At 37.4% G+C, this 17,357-nt stretch carries 17 protein-coding genes and 2 pseudogenes; 17 read left to right on the top strand and 2 right to left on the bottom strand.

Translation table 11 applies throughout. From position 1 onward, the window contains the following. Positions 1 to 4 precede the first annotated feature (4 nt). Positions 5 to 1,354, top strand: a pseudogene (locus tag ACVRWY_RS01535) (IS3 family transposase). A gap of 307 nt (positions 1,355 to 1,661) precedes the next feature. Here the strand turns inward: ACVRWY_RS01535 and ACVRWY_RS01530 are convergent. Then, on the bottom strand, positions 1,662 to 2,297 hold the full coding sequence (locus tag ACVRWY_RS01530; RefSeq protein WP_354367441.1) for a hypothetical protein: 636 nt from the start codon (positions 2,295 to 2,297) through the stop codon (positions 1,662 to 1,664). A 171-nt stretch (positions 2,298 to 2,468) separates the two neighbouring features. Here ACVRWY_RS01530 and ACVRWY_RS01525 point away from each other — a divergent pair, with 171 nt between their 5' ends. The 14 genes and pseudogenes from ACVRWY_RS01525 to ACVRWY_RS01460 all read left to right on the top strand — a co-directional run. Further along, positions 2,469 to 2,657, top strand: coding sequence for a hypothetical protein (locus ACVRWY_RS01525; protein WP_354367439.1), 189 nt, complete (start codon positions 2,469 to 2,471; stop codon positions 2,655 to 2,657). A gap of 230 nt (positions 2,658 to 2,887) precedes the next feature. Continuing rightward, a complete protein-coding gene (xseA, locus tag ACVRWY_RS01520) occupies positions 2,888 to 4,219 on the top strand; it encodes an exodeoxyribonuclease VII large subunit (RefSeq protein WP_354367437.1) in 1,332 nt (443 codons plus the stop codon). Beyond that, positions 4,206 to 4,421, top strand: a complete 216-nt coding sequence (locus ACVRWY_RS01515) for an exodeoxyribonuclease VII small subunit (RefSeq protein WP_354367435.1) — start codon at positions 4,206 to 4,208, stop codon at positions 4,419 to 4,421. Before xseA ends, ACVRWY_RS01515 begins: the two co-directional genes overlap by 14 nt. Continuing rightward, positions 4,422 to 5,291, top strand: coding sequence for a polyprenyl synthetase family protein (locus ACVRWY_RS01510; protein WP_354367433.1), 870 nt, complete (start codon positions 4,422 to 4,424; stop codon positions 5,289 to 5,291). It begins immediately after the preceding gene. Continuing rightward, complete coding sequence (locus tag ACVRWY_RS01505; RefSeq protein WP_354367431.1) at positions 5,284 to 6,111, top strand: TlyA family RNA methyltransferase; 828 nt, start codon at positions 5,284 to 5,286, stop codon at positions 6,109 to 6,111. Before ACVRWY_RS01510 ends, ACVRWY_RS01505 begins: the two co-directional genes overlap by 8 nt. After that, the gene (locus ACVRWY_RS01500; protein WP_354367429.1) at positions 6,098 to 6,565 is read left to right on the top strand and encodes an arginine repressor; all 468 of its coding nucleotides are present in this window, start codon (positions 6,098 to 6,100) and stop codon (positions 6,563 to 6,565) included. The genes ACVRWY_RS01505 and ACVRWY_RS01500 overlap by 14 nt, the downstream gene beginning before the upstream one ends. After that, positions 6,566 to 8,227 carry a DNA repair protein RecN gene (recN, locus tag ACVRWY_RS01495; RefSeq protein WP_354367427.1) on the top strand — a complete coding sequence of 554 codons (1,662 nt, stop codon included), beginning with the start codon at positions 6,566 to 6,568 and terminating at the stop codon, positions 8,225 to 8,227. A gap of 1 nt (position 8,228) precedes the next feature. Continuing rightward, on the top strand, positions 8,229 to 9,320 hold the full coding sequence (locus tag ACVRWY_RS01490) for a YhaZ family DNA alkylation repair protein (protein WP_354367425.1): 1,092 nt from the start codon (positions 8,229 to 8,231) through the stop codon (positions 9,318 to 9,320). 76 nt (positions 9,321 to 9,396) lie between these two features. Next, positions 9,397 to 10,230 (top strand): fatty acid kinase binding subunit FakB, encoded by an 834-nt coding sequence (fakB, locus tag ACVRWY_RS01485; RefSeq protein WP_354367423.1) that lies wholly within the window; start codon positions 9,397 to 9,399, stop codon positions 10,228 to 10,230. Further along, positions 10,223 to 11,068: an SGNH/GDSL hydrolase family protein gene (locus tag ACVRWY_RS01480; RefSeq protein WP_354367421.1), complete on the top strand. Its 846-nt coding sequence runs from the start codon at positions 10,223 to 10,225 to the stop codon at positions 11,066 to 11,068. Before fakB ends, ACVRWY_RS01480 begins: the two co-directional genes overlap by 8 nt. Beyond that, positions 11,037 to 11,645 (top strand): YpmS family protein, encoded by a 609-nt coding sequence (locus ACVRWY_RS01475; protein WP_354367419.1) that lies wholly within the window; start codon positions 11,037 to 11,039, stop codon positions 11,643 to 11,645. Before ACVRWY_RS01480 ends, ACVRWY_RS01475 begins: the two co-directional genes overlap by 32 nt. Before the next feature lie 89 nt (positions 11,646 to 11,734). Continuing rightward, positions 11,735 to 12,010 (top strand): non-specific DNA-binding protein Hbs, encoded by a 276-nt coding sequence (gene hbs, locus ACVRWY_RS01470; RefSeq protein WP_354367417.1) that lies wholly within the window; start codon positions 11,735 to 11,737, stop codon positions 12,008 to 12,010. A 237-nt stretch (positions 12,011 to 12,247) separates the two neighbouring features. After that, positions 12,248 to 12,721: a Fur family transcriptional regulator gene (locus tag ACVRWY_RS01465; protein ID WP_354367415.1), complete on the top strand. Its 474-nt coding sequence runs from the start codon at positions 12,248 to 12,250 to the stop codon at positions 12,719 to 12,721. A 113-nt stretch (positions 12,722 to 12,834) separates the two neighbouring features. Beyond that, positions 12,835 to 14,694, top strand: a pseudogene (locus ACVRWY_RS01460) (heavy metal translocating P-type ATPase); the annotation flags it as partial. A gap of 293 nt (positions 14,695 to 14,987) precedes the next feature. Here the strand turns inward: ACVRWY_RS01460 and ACVRWY_RS01455 are convergent. Then, positions 14,988 to 15,923, bottom strand: a complete 936-nt coding sequence (locus tag ACVRWY_RS01455; protein ID WP_354367413.1) for a dihydroorotate oxidase — start codon at positions 15,921 to 15,923, stop codon at positions 14,988 to 14,990. Between the two features lie 235 nt (positions 15,924 to 16,158). On the opposite strand from ACVRWY_RS01455, the gene ACVRWY_RS01450 reads away from it, so the two are divergent. Both ACVRWY_RS01450 and ACVRWY_RS01445 read left to right on the top strand, forming a co-directional pair. Next, positions 16,159 to 16,479 (top strand): DMT family transporter, encoded by a 321-nt coding sequence (locus ACVRWY_RS01450; RefSeq protein ID WP_354367411.1) that lies wholly within the window; start codon positions 16,159 to 16,161, stop codon positions 16,477 to 16,479. Positions 16,480 to 16,583: 104 nt separating this feature from the next. Beyond that, complete coding sequence (locus ACVRWY_RS01445) at positions 16,584 to 17,276, top strand: phosphoglycerate mutase (RefSeq protein ID WP_354367409.1); 693 nt, start codon at positions 16,584 to 16,586, stop codon at positions 17,274 to 17,276. The last annotated feature ends 81 nt before the right edge of the window (positions 17,277 to 17,357 follow it).

The following is a 17,357-nucleotide window of genomic DNA, read 5'->3' as shown; positions in this document are numbered from 1 at the left end:
TTTTATGAAATTAAGTTATGAAGACAAAGTCCAAATTTATGAGTTACGGCAAAATGGTAATTCCCTCAATTCCTTGTCAAAACAGTTCGGTATTGCTCAATCCGGCATTAAATATATGATTCGATTGATTGAGAGATATGGCTTAAGTATTGTTAAAAAAGAGAAAAATAACTACTATTCCCCAGAATTAAAGCAAGAAATGATTGACAAAGTACTTCTTAATAAGCAGTCAGCCTCTCCGTCTCACTTAACTATTCCTTGCCAAATCGAGGAACTCTCCCAAACTGGATAGCACAATACAAGAAAAACGGGGATATTATTGTTGAGAAAACAAGAGGGAGGCCACCAAAGATGGGGCGTAAACCAAAGAAAACCTGGGAAGAGATGACCGAGTTAAAGCGACTTCAGGAGGAAAATGAACGGCTTAGAACGGAGAATGCCTATCTAAAAAAGTTGAGAGCGCTTCGTTTAAGGGACGAAGCCAGAGAACAAGAAAGGCTCAAACAGTTAGAGAGATGGTCGCAGAAGGATTCCGACTAAATCTACTGCTGACGATTGCTCAATTAGTTCCTTCTACTTATCATTATCAAGTCAAACAACTGGACAAACCAGATAAAGATAAGGACTTAAAAGCTGAAATTCAAGCCATTTATGATGAACATAAGGGAAACTATGGCTACCGTCGCATTCACCTTGAGCTAAAAAATCGTGGATTTTCTGTCAACCACAAGAAAGTACAAGGGCTGATGAAAGAGTTAGGTTTGACTGCTCGTATTCGTCGACGCAAGAGATACAAGTCTTACAAGGGTGATGTGGCAAGAAAGCTCCTAATCTCATTGAGAGAGCCTTTGAAGGGGCTAAGCCTTTTGAGAAGTGCTATACAGATGTGACGGAGTTCGCTCTGCCAAATTGTGCTGAAAAACTCTATCTTTCTCCTGTTCTGGATGGCTATAATAGCGAAATTATTGATTTTACCTTGTCCCATTCTCCCAACCTCGTACAAGTCAAGACCATGCTTGAGAAGGTCTTCCCTGAGGAAACTTACCCAAATACCATTCTCCATAGTGACCAAGGTTGGCAATACCAACATGAAGTCTATCACCGTTTTCTTGCAAGTAAAGGCATACGTCCTTCCATGTCTCGCAAGGGAACCAGCACGGATAATGGTATGATGGAATCCTTCTTTGGCATCTTGAAAACAGAAATGTTTTACGGATTTGAGAAAAATTTCAAATCTCTGGATCAACTAGAGCAAGCTATCACTGATTATATTTTTTACTACAACAATAAACGCATTAAAGCAAAACTAAAAGGACTTAGTCCTGTTCAGTACAGAACTAAATCCTTTCACTAATATTTTTTGTCTAACTTTTTGGGGTCAGTACACTCTTAGGAGTTTTTATAGTGTTTCTATAATCTCAAAGAGACAACGAAAAACTAAGTAAGAATAAAATAATTGAATATATTAGAAAAGCACCATTATTTCTAGTTGTATATAGAGAATAAAAGAAACTACCTATCAAAAAAGTAACTATCCCTGATATAGAGAATTTAAAACTAAATACATTTATAATCTGGCATAAATAACCTAAAGCAATATACAAAAACAATGCGCATAGAACAGGTTTTATATTAAATTGTAGATTTTTCATAAAATATTCCTAAGGTACATTCACATTATAAGACAATGAAAAACCAGGGATTTGAGACCCAATTGGAACAGTTCTAACCCCATTTTCAACAGCCCATTTTACGGTGGCAGCTGCAGACGCCGTTATTAAGGCAGCTGCTCCAGCTCCCCAAGGTCCAGCTGCCGCCAATTGCTTAGCATACCAACCAACATAGCCACCTGCAAAAGCACCAGCAGCCCATCCATTCATCGCTCTTACTTTAGGTCCTAAATGAACATATACTCCTACAAATCCTCTATATTCCGTTGTCCTTACTCCTGATTCAGAAATACTCAACAAATCAAGTGCTTGACTTTCTGTAATATTTAAATCGGCAATTAATTGTTCTTTAGTTGCATTTAAAACAACATTTCCGTTTTTATCATACCCAAAATACTTTTGTAATTTTAAAGCATCTTCTGTTGTTTTTTCATCATAAGAATATTGACCATTTTCTGTGATAATATCAATTTCTTCTGCAGAAAAATTCAATCCATCTTGATTAATACTTTTTTCTGAAACATTATGTTGATATTCTTCTCCTAAAACATTACACACAGGAATAAAACTGCTACCAATACTCAAAGATAACATAACCACAGCAATAGGTTTTAAAATCTTTTTCATGATTACCTCCTTGTTTGATTCCAAAGATACAAAACAGTTTAATTGTTATATAAACCTTTGAGTAATATAGTTTCCGTTTTTTCCTTTCCAACCCAAGGATATATCTCATTTATAATGTAACACTTATATATAAAAAAACAAGACTGTTTTTACCCTCTCATTTGTGGTATAATGAAAGGGTTGAGACATAAATTATTAAAAGAATGGTTCAGAGTAATTAATCATATCGTTTTTGATAAAAAGAGATTAACTGAAGGTTATGAAGGCGTTTATCGCCAAGCTCTACAAGAATTAGTTGATAAAGATCTAGTGACTATAAAAGGAGATGTTCTAATTTTTATCAATAGGGATAAAAGATAGTAGAAGGAAAAAGATAGTTATTAATAGCATAAAGTACATACCCCATTGAAGTGCTAGAAGTCGCACCTCAAAAGTTAGAATTTTTCTGTCTAACTTTTGGGGTGTGTTTTATGTTGTTTCGCTCTTTTTATTTTCTTAGAGTGATTGCTGTTTTTCCTGTCTTTTGTCCCACCATTTTTAAGGGAAAAATGCTATAATGGGAGTAATTATGCATAAATGAAGGAGGGAGCATGTCGGATTATTTATCAGTGTCGAGTTTGACCAAGTATTTAAAATTAAAATTTGACCGCGACCCTTATTTAGAGCGGGTTTATTTGACAGGGCAGGTTTCTAACTTTAGAAAGCGTCCCAAGCATCAATATTTTTCGCTCAAAGATGAAAAGGCTGTCATACAGGCAACCATGTGGGCAGGAGCTTTTAAAAATCTAGGATTTGAATTAGAAGAGGGGATGAAGATCAATGTGATTGGTCGGATTCAACTTTATGAGCCTAGTGGGGCTTATTCCATTGTGATTGAAAAAGCAGAGCCGGATGGGATTGGTGCCTTAGCTATTCAGTTTGAGCAACTCAAAAAAAAGCTAACGGAAGCAGGTTATTTTGACTCTCGTCACAAGCAAGCTCTTCCTCGTTTTGTAAAAAAAATAGGAGTCATCACCAGCCCCAGTGGTGCGGTAATTCGTGACATTATCACAACGGTTTCAAGGCGTTTTCCAGGAGTTGATATTCTCTTGTTTCCTACCAAGGTTCAAGGAGATGGAGCCAGTCAAGAGATTGTAGAGAATATTCGTTTAGCTAATCAACGAAAAGATTTAGATCTTCTGATTGTAGGGAGAGGAGGAGGCTCTATTGAGGATCTCTGGGCATTTAATGAAGAAAATGTGGTTGAAGCCATCTTTGAATCCCACCTTCCAATTATCTCTAGTGTGGGGCATGAAACGGATACGACCTTGGCAGATTTTGTTGCTGATCAAAGAGCTGCAACACCAACAGCTGCAGCGGAATTGGCTACTCCAATCACTAAAAGTGATGTTCTTGCAAGCCTTCAAGATCGTCAAAATCGTCTCTACCAAGCAAGTAGGCAGTTGATTATCAGACGTCAAGAGCGGTTAGATAAGTTGATGTCATCGGTGATATTTAGGCAGCCCGAACGGCTCTATGATGGGCATTTACAAAAGTTAGATCGACTTAGTCAACGTTTAGAGCAATTGACAAGAGAGCGACTGACACAAAAGAAACAGGCAGAGCAACTCGTGTTTCAACGTCTCAAGTCATTTGATTTAAAAGGACAAGTCAGTTATTTTAAAGAGAAAGTAAGGCAACAAGAGCGCTTACTTCTTAGTCATATGTCTAATCACTATGACAATAAATTAGCGCGTTTTGAAAAAGCACAAGATGCCTTGTTATCACTTGATACGACGCGAATTGTGGCAAGAGGATATGCTATTGTTCGACAAGAAGATACGATTTTGGAAAGTGTTCAAACACTTACTAAAGGAGACCAGATTAGTATTCAGCTAAGAGATGGTCAAATAGATGCAGAGGTAAAAGATGTCAGAAAGTAAAAAAACATTTGAGGAAAATTTACAAGAATTGGAAATGATTGTCAGCAAGTTAGAAACTGGCGATGTGGCTCTTGAAGAAGCGATTACAGAATTTCAAAAAGGAATGCTCTTGTCTAAGGATCTCCAAAAGACCTTACAAGATGCTGAAAAGACCTTAGTCAAAGTGATGAAAGCTGATGGAACAGAAGAGGAAATGGACTAAGTGGTGGATAAAATCAAGAGCATTGACCAAGCAATGAGGTCTTATTATCAAGAGGCCTTGATTTCAAGTGATTTGGTAGAAAGTATTTTATATTCTATTGAGGCAGGCGGTAAGCGTATCCGCCCCTTAATTTTTTTAGATCTTTTAGAAGGATTTGGCGTGTCTTTGACAAGGGCGCATTTTCAAGTAGCTGCTGCACTTGAGATGATTCACACAGGAAGTCTTATTCATGACGATCTTCCAGCTATGGATGATGACGATTACCGTCGTGGGCGCTTAACCAACCATAAAAAATTTGATGAAGCCACTGCTATTTTAGCAGGAGATAGCCTTTTTTTAGATCCATTTGGTCTTTTGGCAAAGGCTGAGCTAAAAGCAGAAGTCGCACTAGCTTTGGTGCGAGAGTTGTCAGAGGCTTCAGGCAGTCATGGGATGGTTGCAGGACAGATGTTAGACATCAAGGGAGAAGAAAAAAGACTACCATTAGAGGAGCTGCAAAAAATCCATGCTCATAAAACAGGAAAGCTTTTGGCCTATCCTTTTGTTGCAGCAGGGATTCTTGCAGAAGTTGATGCCCATAATCTAGATCTTTTACGTCAAGCAGGAGAATTAGTTGGTCTAGCATTTCAGGTGAGAGATGATATTTTAGATGTTACCGCTGATTTTGACGAACTTGGTAAGACCCCCAAAAAAGATCTTCTGTCAGAAAAATCAACTTATCCTAGTCTGTTGGGTTTAGATGCCTCAAGAGCTATTTTAAATCAGTCTTTAGACGATGTGTTAGTCATTTTTAAAGAATTAGAAGCTAAACAAGGCTTTAACAAAGATGAAATTACGAAGATAATAGAGAGGTTACGACTACATGGCTAAGGAAAGAGTGGACGTTCTAGCTTATAAACAAGGTTTATTTGATACCAGAGAACAGGCTAAACGTGGTGTTATGGCAGGTCTTGTCGTAGCGGTAGTAAATGGTGAGCGTTTTGATAAGCCTGGTGAGAAGATTGATGATGCAACAGAGTTAAAGTTAAAAGGGGAAAAACTCAAGTATGTTAGCCGTGGAGGCCTGAAACTTGAAAAAGCTTTATCGAGCTTTGGGATTGTATTGACCGATCAAATCACTCTTGACATCGGTGCTTCAACAGGAGGTTTTACTGATGTGATGTTGCAAAATGGTGCGAGATTAGTTTATGCAGTTGATGTTGGGACTAATCAATTGGCTTGGAAACTGCGTCAAGATGAGCGTGTCGTTAGCATGGAACAATACAATTTTCGCCATGCTAAGCCAGAAGATTTTGATCAAGGGCAACCAAGTTTTGCTTCTATTGATGTTAGTTTTATTTCGCTTCGTCTGATTTTACCCGCCTTATATCAGATACTGGCTCAAGACGGTCAAGTAGTGGCTCTCATTAAGCCACAGTTTGAAGCTGGTCGGGAGCAGATTGGAAAAAATGGGATTATCAAAGATCCTAAAGTGCATGCCATGGTGTTAGAAAAAGTGATTGGCTTTGCTCAAGAGTTTGGTTTTTCAATCTTGGGATTAGATTTTTCTCCTATCCAAGGTGGGCATGGGAATACAGAATTTCTTTTACACCTCAAAAAAGGAAATCAGGTGGAAAATGCAGTTTTAGATCGTGTTAACCTAGTTTTAGAAGCAGCGCAAAAGGAGTTTAAGTCAGATGAAAAAGAGTGAGCGTTTAGATCTGATTAGAAAAATTGTAACAGAAAATGCCATCGAAACACAAAATGATCTTGTTTCCCTTTTAAAAGAAGAAGGGTTGACGGCGACACAAGCCACAATTTCACGAGATATTAATGAAATTGGTATTGTTAAGATACCGACGGATCACGGCAAATATATTTACGGTCTTTCTAAAGAAAAACCTAAAAAAGTGGCCCCAACGATCAATGTGATTAATGGCAGTTTAAAAGCTATCTCAGAAGAGACACCTGGACTTCTCAATTTTATCAATATTGATCTTGTTCCAGGAAACACCCGTTTGATAAAACGGGTGCTTTTGGAGCAGTTTGGATCAGATGTCTTTTCATGTATTGCTGATGACGATAGTATTTTGTTGGTTGCTAAAAGTCAATTAGCTGCAAAGCGTATTCGAGAAAGTTTAGAAATGTGGATGGAGAAGGGCTAAATGTTACTTGAAATTTCCATAAAGAATTTTGCCATTATTGAAGAGATAGCTCTTAGTTTTGATAACGGGATGACCATTTTAACAGGGGAGACAGGAGCAGGAAAATCTATCATCATTGACGCTATGAATATGATGCTAGGAAGTAGAGCAAATATGGAAGTTGTCCGTCATGGTGCGAAAAAAGCTGAAATTGAGGGATTTTTTTCCATTACTAGACAACCTCAGTTAGTGGCCATTTTAGAGGAAAATGGCATCGAAGTGGGTGATGAGCTGATTATTCGACGTGAGATTTTTCAAAATGGGCGCTCGGTCAGCCGTGTCAATGGACAAATGGTGAATTTATCTGTTTTAAAAAGTATTGGTTATTTTTTAGTTGATATCCATGGGCAACATGACCAAGAAGAGCTGATGAAACCACAATACCACATCCATATGTTAGATGCCTTTGGTGACGAACATTTTTGGAGCGAGAAAAAAGCCTACCAGGAGATTTTTGATAGGTATCGACAGTTACGACAAAAAGTTCTCCAAAAGCAAAAAAATGAGCAGGAGCACAAGGCAAGAATTGAAATGTTAGAATTTCAAATAGCGGAACTAGAAACAGCTGCCTTAGTTTCTGGAGAAGATGAAAAGTTACAGCATCAGCGTGACAAACTCCTTAATCATAAACAGATTGCAGACACTCTCACTAATGCCCATGCAATGTTGGATAATGAAGATTTTTCAAGTCTCGCCAATATTCGCTCAGCCATGAATGATATGCAGAGTTTGGAAGAGTTTGATCTGGAATATAAGGAAATGTCTGACAGTTTATCTGAGAGTTATTATATCTTAGAAGATATCACAAAGCGTCTGGGAGATATTTTAGATGGCTTAGATTTTGATGCAGGTCTTCTTTCTCAGATTGAATCTCGACTAGATGTGATCAATAGTATTACACGAAAATATGGTGGGACAGTGGATGATGTTTTAGAGTATTTTGAGAATATCTCTAAAGAATATCAGCTATTAACAGGAAGTGAGAATGGTTCTGATGATATGGAAGGGCAACTCAAAAAATTGGAGAAGGAGCTTGTTGTTGCAGCTAATCATCTTAAAGAAGCTAGACAAAACCTAGCTTATCAGCTGGAGCAGGATATTAAGCATGAGCTAAATGACCTTTACATGGAAAAAGCAAACTTCAAGGTACAATTTTCGAAAGGAAAATTTAACCGCGAGGGAAATGAACAGATAGAGTTTTATATTTCAACAAACCCAGGCGAAGGCTTCAAACCCTTAGTCAAAGTGGCATCAGGTGGTGAACTCTCTCGTTTAATGCTAGCGCTGAAATCTGTTTTTTCCCGTCGTGAGGATAAAACGAGTATTGTATTTGACGAGGTGGATACAGGTGTTTCTGGCCGTGTTGCTCAAGCTATTGCACAAAAAATCCATCGTATTGGAAGTAACGGTCAAGTTTTGGCTATTTCCCATTCACCACAAGTTATTGCGATTGCAGACTATCAGTTTTTTATTGAGAAAAAAAGTGATGAAACATCAACTGTATCGACAGTTCGTTTATTAAGTCATGAGGAGCGCGTTGAAGAAATTGCTAAAATGTTAGCTGGTCAAAATCTAACAGAAGCAGCTCGTATTCAAGCAAGAGAGCTCTTAAAGAAAGGTTAATATGGCTGAGGAATTACGTCTAAAGTACAACCAAACATTTCTAGAAGAATTCGTAAAGGCTATTCAAAGTCATTATTCTGACTTTGTTTCAGAGTCTTTTTATCAAGCTGTTTTACAGGATGACTGGGATGATTTAGCATTGATGGACCGTTTTAAACGTATGGCGGATGCCACTTATCACACGCTTGATCTTCCTTATGCAGATGTGGTGGACTTGTTGATAAAACTGAACTCAACCTGCCAAGGATTTGATTATTTATTTCTTAATGACATCATTTGGAAATATGGCTTAGAGGACTTGGATCATTCGTTTCGAGGGATGGCAGTGTTAACCACTGGCTCTTCATCTGAATTTGCTATCCGCTATTTTTTAAACCACAACTTTGATGCCAGCTTTGCTTTTTTAAAAGAGCTGAGCTTATCAGATAATGAACATCATCGTAGATTGGCCAGTGAGGGGACACGCCTACGTTTGCCTTGGGGCCAGGCAGTTCCTGATTTGAAGATACATAGATCAGAGATTTTTGAGCTATTAGAGAGGTTAAAGGCAGATCCGTCTCTTTATGTTAGAAAAAGTGTGGCTAATAACCTTAATGATCTGACCAGATTTTATCCAGATGAAGTCATCGATCATTTAAAGACTTGGAAAAATCAAGATCCCAAAACAGATTGGATCATCAAAACAGCCTTAAGAACATTGATTAAAACTGGCTATCCACCTGCACTGGCTTTTATGGGATATACTCAGGATTTTGAGATAAAGCAGGCTCAGCTGGCTTTAGATTCTCTTGAGGTACATGATGGCGATACCAGCCAAATTTCATATGCTGTAAGAATTCATTCTCCTGTACCAAGTAAGTTTCGTTTAAGTTTGGCATTTGGATTTCAAAAAGCTAATGGTCAGATTGGTGAGAAGATTTTTTATCTTAAGGATACTGATTTTGTAAACGATGTTACTATCTCTGGACAAAAAGATTACCGATGGAAAGATTTATCAACACGTCGGCATTATTCTGGGAAACATTATATTAGGCTTCTTCTTAATCATATTGAGATAAAAAAAGTGGATTTTTCATTAAATAAAGACCATTAATCTTTTTTTAAACTGCTCTTTTTTGCTATAATGAGACATAAGATAATTTTTTAGAAAAGACGAATAGGATAATTGTATGACACAAATCAAAATTGTTACCGATTCCTCTATCACAATTGAACCAGAGTTGGTCCAAGATTTAGGAATCACTATTGTTCCTTTATCTGTTATGGTAGATGGTAAACTTTATAATGACAACGATTTAAAAGAGGGAGAATTTCTTTCGTTAATGACCTCAAGTAAAGAATTACCTAAAACAAGTCAGCCACCAGTGGGATTATTTGCAGAGACCTATGATACTTTATCTAAGGATGGAAGTGATTTGATTTCTATTCACCTCTCAAAATCGTTATCAGGAACCGTTGAAGCGGCAAGACAAGGGGCTAACCTGTCAGAAGCAGATGTTGTAGTTGTTGATTCTAATTTCACTGATCAAGCCATGAAATTCCAAGTTGTGGAAGCTGCTAAGATGGCTAAAGCAGGAGCGAGTCGTGATGAGATTTTAGAAAAAATAACAGAAATTCAAGCGAAGACACAATTGTTTATTGGTGTTTCTACTTTAGAAAATCTTGTCAAAGGGGGACGTATTGGGCGCGTGACAGGGCTCTTGAGCTCTCTTTTGAATATTAAGGTTGTCATGGAAATGAAAAACCATGAGCTCGTACCTGTTGTAAAAGGAAGAGGGAATAAAACCTTTACCAAATGGTTAGAAGAATTCAAAGAAAGTCTAGAAGGCAAAGAAGTAGCAGAACTTGGGATTTCTTATGCTGGCACATCAGATTTTGCAAAGAGTTTGGCAGAAGAATTGCAAGATATGGTCCGTCAAAAAATCTCAGTTTTAGAAACTGGCTCTATCATTCAAACACATACTGGAGAGAATGCCTGGGCTATCTTAGTGCGTTATGTTTAAAAAATCATTTTGGACAGGGTTAATCTTCTTTAGCTCTGTTCTCTTCTTATCTGCCATCCTCTGGAATTTTATGATTCCAAAGGAAGATTCCAAACTGACCAAAGAAGACTTTCTCTCAAAGACAGTTTCTAAGCTGAATTACGTTGCTATTGGAGATTCCTTGACAGAAGGTGTTGGTGATACCACCAATCAGGGTGGCTTTGTTCCCTTGTTAGCAGATTCTTTATCAAGTGCTTATGGCTATCAAGTGGCGACCTCTAATTATGGTGTTTCTGGGAATACCAGCCAACAAATCTTAAAGCGTATGACAGAGAAAAAAGCCATTCAGGATGATTTAAAAAAAGCTAATCTGATGACCTTGACAGTAGGTGGAAATGATGTGATGGCGGTTATTCGGAAAAATTTAACCACACTAAAGGTTTCTAGTTTTACCCAGCCAGCTAAGGCTTACCAAAAACGTCTCCGTCAGATTATTGAAGTGGCACGATCTGAAAATCCCAATCTCCCGATCTATATTTTGGGGATTTATAATCCATTTTATCTTAATTTTCCAGAGATGACTGAGATGCAAGAGGTAATTGATAATTGGAATAATCAGACGGAGGCTGTCACAGCGGAGTATGAAGGCGTTTATTTTGTTCCCATCAATGAGCTCTTATACAAAGGCTTAGATGGTGAGGAGGGAATTGTGGAAAGCTCTGGTCAGCAAACCCAGATTATCAATGATGTCCTTTTTACAGGGGACCATTTTCATCCCAATAATACGGGTTATCGTATTATGAGTACAGCAGTTATGGAGAAGATCAGTGAAACAAAATCAACTTGGCGTAAAGACTAATTGGTGGAAGTGGGCTTGTTTAGCTTTACTAGCTCTTAACCTTGCTTTTTTGGGCGTTTTAGCTAGCCGTATTATCACTATTCGTGAACCTAATGCCAGTAAGATTACCGAAACCAAAACAGATGCTATTTCAGTTGGTACCTTTACCACGGATAAAGAAAAGTTAAACCAGACCATTCTTTCTTATCTAGAACCTTACCAATCAAACAAAATGACTTATAAACTCTATGCTTCAAATGATACCATTATGTTTGAGGGAAGTTACAGTTTATTAGGATATGACCTTCCTTTATATGTGTATTTTGAACCTTATAAGCTAGAGAATGGTGCGGTACAATTAAAGGTGACTTCTTTTTCAGTAGGGACTCTTCCTCTGCCAGAAAAAGAAGTCTTGCAATACATTAAATCAAGTTATGATTTACCGGATATCGTGGCAGTCAAACCTAGCCAGTCAGCGATTATTATTAATTTGCAAAATATGAAAAATACTAATGGAATTTTCATCAAAGCTAATAAAATTGATTTGGTTAATGACGAGATAACCTTTGATATTTATAAGAAAAATCTATCAAACTAGCCCTAAATACTTGACCTACTAGCTTTTTTTAGATATGATATAACTTGTTAAGCGTTATCGCTAAGAAATATATTGGAGGATTTACTCAAATGGCAAACAAACAAGATTTGATTGCAAAAGTAGCAGAAGCTACTGAGCTTACTAAAAAAGATTCAGCTAAGGCTGTAGATGCTGTTTTCGCAGCTATTGAAAACTACCTTTCAGAAGGTGAAAAAGTACAACTTATCGGTTTTGGTAACTTTGAAGTTCGTGAACGCGCAGCTCGTAAAGGTCGCAACCCACAAACTGGTAAAGAAATCGAAATCGCAGCTTCTAAAGTACCAGCTTTCAAAGCAGGTAAAGCCCTTAAAGACGCTGTAAAATAATTGAACGTGAAAAGCCCATTGTATAAACGTTTCTACGTTGTGCAGTAGGCTTTTTTCTTGTTTAAGGGGCAAATAAGGGGCAAAACTGTAGTAGTTTTCCATGATTTCAGCTACATTTGCCTTGAGTTTCTTAGTGATGCGAGGTTAGATTTTATTGATATTTTTCAAACAAGGAAATAGAAAGTTTTCTAAAAATAGTGTATAATGTCAGTAGCCCTAAGAAAAGGAGAAAAAAGGATGGCGCTTCATTCACATCTTCACCAAGGCAGTCAAGATGATTTTGACCATGTGATCAGTCATCTGAAAGAAAAGCGTATTCGTATTACAGAGACACGAAAAGCTATTATTACTTATCTTATTGCTGCTCATCATCATCCAAGTGCTGAGCAAATTTATAAAGATTTATTGCCAGAGCACCCAAGTATGAGTTTAGCAACGGTATATAATAATCTTAAAGTTCTTATTGAGGAGGGCTTTGTCACTGAAATTAAGTTAAGTAATGATAATACGACTTATTTTGATTTTATGGGACACCAGCATCTTCATGTTGTTTGTGAGCGTTGTGGTAATATCACAGATTTCATGGATGTTGATATCCCTCTCATAAAACAAGAAGCAGCAGAGCAAACAGGTTATGCTATTACAAAAGCCCAGCTAACAACTTACGGGATTTGTCCAGACTGCCTTGCCAAAGAAAAAACCGAGAAATAGTCTTGGTTTTTTTATTTTATTTAGAATTATTCTAAATAAGTTTGACTTATTTATTTAGAACGATTATAATTAAAGTATAAATAATAATCATTCTAAATAAAGAGGTGTTGGTGATGTTTGATAAAGTAAAAAAATATTCAGGAGTATTACAAACCCTTAGTTGTTTACTTCTCATTGTAATGGGATTTAGTTCTCAAGCTTTTATCGGAGCAGAATTTGCGACAGTCTGTTTTGTTCTAGCATTTTTAGTTGGAGGTTATGCTTCGGCTAAAGGAGGGATAGAGGAGTTGGTTTATGAAAGACACTTATCGGTAGATGTTTTGATGATTTTAGCTGCAGTTGGTGCAGGTCTAATTGGCTACTGGATGGAGGGCTCTTTACTGATTTTTATTTTCTCCTTATCTTCAACACTAGAAGAATTAGCAATGGAAAAAAGTAAAAATGCTATTTCTAGTTTGATGAATCTCACTCCTGATACAGCACGGTTAATGGATGACAATGGAAATATTAAAGAAGTTTTAACAGCAGACCTTAAGGTGGGTGATCGTATTCAGGTTAGAAAAGGTGAAGCTGTTCCAATTGATGGAGTGATTTTATCTGGCTTATCTTATTTTGATGAGGCTATGGTGACAGGTGAGCCAATTCCTGCAAGAAAAGAAGAAGGAGATTTTCTTATTGGAGGAACTTTAAATCAAGGCTCTAGTATTGAAATGGTTGTTACGGTTGAAAATGGAGATACCCTTTTTGATAAGATTATCAGTATGGTAGAGACAGCACAGAAGTCAAAAAGTAAGACAGCTACTTTTATTGAAAATCTCGAGGACCATTATGTTAAAGCTGTTCTTATTTTAGTGCCGAGCTTTATCCTCTTTACGGCTTTAATACTGGGTTGGGATTGGAAAGATGCTTTTTATAGAGGGATGATTCTTCTAACGGTGGCTTCACCTTGTGCCTTAATTGCAAGTTCAACTCCAGCCACTTTGTCCGCAATTTCTCGAGCAGCTAAAAAGGGAATGATTGTCAAAGGTGGCGACATTATGGATAAGCTGGGTGATGTCAAAGCCATTGTGATGGATAAGACAGGTACCTTAACACAAGGACACCCAGAAGTTGTTGATGCTTATTTTACACAAGAAGAGAGCTTGGTTCGACAAATTGTAGCCGCAGCTGAAAAAACCTCAACCCATCCAATCGCAACAGCTTTAGTAGAATTTACCAAAACAAGCCCTAATCTAACACTAGAGAATCTGGAGGATTTAACAGGTCAAGGTTTAGTAGCAACATTTGCTCAAAAACGTTGGAAAATTGGAAAAAAAGGCTTTGTTTTAGATGCAGAGATAAAAAAAATAAGTGATCGAGAAAAAGCTTTAATCGACACTTGGGAAAATGAAGGAAAAACCTTGGTGTATGTATCAGCGGATCAAGAGTTAATGGGAATTATTGCGCTGGAAGATCAATTAAAACCAGACAGTCTAGTAGCGGTAAAAGCTCTACAAAATATGGGAATTAAAACCATTATGCTAACAGGAGATCAGGAAAAGACAGCCTGTCATATTGCAACAGAATTGGGGCTTGATGATGTTGTGGCAAACTGTATGCCACAGGATAAATCAGATCGTATTAAAGAGTTGCAAGAAAAATATGGCTCTGTTGCCATGGTGGGAGATGGTATTAATGATGCGCCGGCCCTTGTCACAGCCGATGTCAGTTTTGCAGTCGGATCAGGGACTGATATTGCTATTGAAAGTGCTGATGTGGTCTTATTAGAGGATCTCACTCGTATTCCATTTGCGATTTCTTTATCTCAGAAGATGAAGCATATTGTATTAGAAAATATTATTTTTGCTTTAGCCATTATCATTAGTTTAATTGCTGCTAATGTTGTTCAAGTTATTAATCTTCCACTGGGAGTGGTTGGTCATGAAGGTTCTACAATTTTAGTTATTTTAAATGGTCTTCGCCTCCTAGCTTTTGACCAAAAGTTTGAAAAAAGCTATAATAAAGGAAAAACATGCATGAAAGAGAATCCTAATGACACTTGTCCAAAAAATTGCACTTACCCTGATTGTCTTCACCCTCTTGGTTAAACTCCCCCTTTTTGTATTTTTGTATTTTAAAACCAAAAAAAATCCTTTTCTACCAGAGCAAGAAGGTGATTCAGGAAATGATGGTGAACTTAAAAAATAGTCGGAGTTAGACCCTTGCTAAGAAAGTAATCGTAGAAATAGAAAAAAGAGAAGATAGCTAGTTAAGCCATCTTCTCTTTTTAGTTGATATAGTTTAATTTTCCACGGAAGTCATCTAAGCTTTGATAGCCTTTTTCTGTCATGATGTCTTTTAATTCATTGGTAATGCGTTCAAAAATTTCAGGTCCTTCTTGATGGAGGGCAGTTCCGATTTGAACCATGCTTGCACCACAAAGGATATGTTCAAAAGCATCACGTCCTGTTTTGACACCCCCTGTTCCAATAATTTTGATTTCTGGCTTAAGGCGTTGGTAAAAGGCATGGACGTTAGCTAGAGCTGTAGGTTTAATATAATCGCCACCGATACCGCCAAAACCATTTTTAGGCTTAATAACCACTGTCTCATCTTGGATAACTAGACCATTTCCGACGGAATTGACACAGTTGACAAAAGCTAGTGGGTATTGGTTAAAAATCTCAGCAGCCTGATCAAAATGAACAATATCAAAATATGGAGGTAGCTTAATACCTAGTGGTTTAGTGTAATAACGAAAGACTTCACTTAAAATCTGATTGGTTGTTTCAAAGTCATAGGCAATCTGTGGTTTTCCAGGAACATTAGGGCAAGACAGATTAAGCTCTACTAAACCATTATAGTCACTATCCATGACTTTTTTTAAGATAGTGTGTGTTTCATCTGGTGACATTCCTACTAGAGAAAGGAAGTGAGGTTTGGTATTTTCTTTGTATTGTAATTCAGTAACATAATCTAGATAATAGTCAACTCCAAGGTTAGGTAATCCCATCGAGTTGATAGAACCTAGCTCTGTGTCAACATAGCGGGGTTCAGGATTACCTTGACGAGCAGCCAAAGTACCTGTCTTGGTGACGAAAGATCCAGCAGCTGACTGTTCAACTGCTTCAAGCTCTTCTTTGGTCATACAGAAGACCCCAGCAGCATTCATCAAGCAATTGGTAAAAGTAAAACCTGCAATAGTTGTTTGCGTTGAAACCATAGAAACCTCCAAAAGGATAAATTTTCTCTATTTTAACACGCTTATCATGTAAATTCAATCTTATATGTTATTTGAATTTTTGGTTTGTGAAGAAGATTGACAATCTATCTGATTGAGAATACATTCCCCATCTTCCCCGGAAGGTGGACTAGGATAACGAGGCTATTTTGTAGGGATATCTCTAACGAGATAAAGAAGTAGTCTGGTTATCCTTTTATAGTTTAGGAGGAAAAAGATGACGTGGTTTTATTTGACCTTTGCAGGTTTATTGGAAGTCGTTTGGGCAACAACTATGAAATTGAGTGATGGTTTTACCAAAATTGGTTACAGTTTGATAACTTTACTGGGTATGCTTTTGAGCTTTTATCTGCTCTCAAAAGCTTTACGAGATTTACCTATGGGCTTAGCCTATCCTATCTGGACGGGGATTGGCGCTATTGGGACGATCATAGTTGGCCTTGTCTTTTTGGGAGACCGCTTATCACCTCTCTCTTATCTATTTTTAGCTTTATTAGTAATTGGTATCATTGGTTTAAAAGTGACAAGTGGGCACTGAGGCTTTTCAAGAAAATTAAGGATTTGACTAGATTTTTTCTTATTTTTTTTGTAAAATGGAAAGAGTAAATGGCGTAAAGCCTAAATAAAAAGGAGACACAACTAATGGTAAAATTGGTTTTCGCTCGCCACGGTGAGTCAGAATGGAACAAAGCTAACCTTTTCACTGGTTGGGCTGATGTTGATCTTTCAGAAAAAGGAACACAACAAGCTAAAGATGCTGGTGCTTTGATTAAGGAAGCTGGAATCGAGTTTGACCTTGCTTTCACATCTGTATTGAAACGTGCTATCAAAACAACTAACCTTGCTCTTGAGTATTCTGATCAACTTTGGGTACCAGTTGAAAAATCATGGCGCTTAAACGAACGTCACTACGGTGGTTTGACTGGTAAAGATAAAGCTGAAGCAGCTGCTGAATTTGGTGATGAGCAAGTTCACATCTGGCGTCGTTCATACGATACATTGCCACCACTTATGGCTAAAGACGATGCACACTCAGCACACACTGACCGTCGTTATGCACACCTTGATGACTCTGTTATTCCAGATGCAGAAAACTTGAAAGTAACGCTTGAGCGTGCCCTTCCATTCTGGGAAGATAAAATTGCTCCAGCTCTTAAAGATGGTAAAAATGTTTTCGTTGGTGCACATGGTAACTCAATCCGTGCCCTTGTAAAACACATCAAACAATTGTCTGATGATGAAATTATGGATGTTGAAATCCCTAACTTCCCACCACTTGTATTTGAATTTGACGAAAAATTAAACGTTACTGCAGAATACTATCTAGGAAAATAATCCTGATGAGAATATCCTTAGCTTGCCTAAGGGTATTTTTCTTTTTATCCTTCTCTTATTTTAAGAACAAATGGTTTAAAA

It is taken from the genome of Streptococcus porcorum, assembly GCF_053203725.1.
This window is presented reverse-complemented; position numbering and strand designations above follow the sequence as displayed.

What these genes read in the sequence shown, in the direction of transcription:
- ACVRWY_RS01530 (WP_354367441.1), bottom strand. Translation starts at nt 2,297, where the DNA reads ATGAAAAAGATTTTAAAACCTATTGCTGTGGTTATGTTATCTTTGAGT.
- ACVRWY_RS01525 (WP_354367439.1), top strand. Translation starts at nt 2,469, where the DNA reads ATGAAAGGGTTGAGACATAAATTATTAAAAGAATGGTTCAGAGTAATT.
- xseA (WP_354367437.1), top strand. Translation starts at nt 2,888, where the DNA reads ATGTCGGATTATTTATCAGTGTCGAGTTTGACCAAGTATTTAAAATTA.
- ACVRWY_RS01515 (WP_354367435.1), top strand. Translation starts at nt 4,206, where the DNA reads ATGTCAGAAAGTAAAAAAACATTTGAGGAAAATTTACAAGAATTGGAA.
- ACVRWY_RS01505 (WP_354367431.1), top strand. Translation starts at nt 5,284, where the DNA reads ATGGCTAAGGAAAGAGTGGACGTTCTAGCTTATAAACAAGGTTTATTT.
- ACVRWY_RS01500 (WP_354367429.1), top strand. Translation starts at nt 6,098, where the DNA reads ATGAAAAAGAGTGAGCGTTTAGATCTGATTAGAAAAATTGTAACAGAA.
- recN (WP_354367427.1), top strand. Translation starts at nt 6,566, where the DNA reads ATGTTACTTGAAATTTCCATAAAGAATTTTGCCATTATTGAAGAGATA.
- ACVRWY_RS01490 (WP_354367425.1), top strand. Translation starts at nt 8,229, where the DNA reads ATGGCTGAGGAATTACGTCTAAAGTACAACCAAACATTTCTAGAAGAA.
- fakB (WP_354367423.1), top strand. Translation starts at nt 9,397, where the DNA reads ATGACACAAATCAAAATTGTTACCGATTCCTCTATCACAATTGAACCA.
- ACVRWY_RS01480 (WP_354367421.1), top strand. Translation starts at nt 10,223, where the DNA reads ATGTTTAAAAAATCATTTTGGACAGGGTTAATCTTCTTTAGCTCTGTT.
- hbs (WP_354367417.1), top strand. Translation starts at nt 11,735, where the DNA reads ATGGCAAACAAACAAGATTTGATTGCAAAAGTAGCAGAAGCTACTGAG.
- ACVRWY_RS01465 (WP_354367415.1), top strand. Translation starts at nt 12,248, where the DNA reads ATGGCGCTTCATTCACATCTTCACCAAGGCAGTCAAGATGATTTTGAC.
- ACVRWY_RS01455 (WP_354367413.1), bottom strand. Translation starts at nt 15,923, where the DNA reads ATGGTTTCAACGCAAACAACTATTGCAGGTTTTACTTTTACCAATTGC.
- ACVRWY_RS01450 (WP_354367411.1), top strand. Translation starts at nt 16,159, where the DNA reads ATGACGTGGTTTTATTTGACCTTTGCAGGTTTATTGGAAGTCGTTTGG.
- ACVRWY_RS01445 (WP_354367409.1), top strand. Translation starts at nt 16,584, where the DNA reads ATGGTAAAATTGGTTTTCGCTCGCCACGGTGAGTCAGAATGGAACAAA.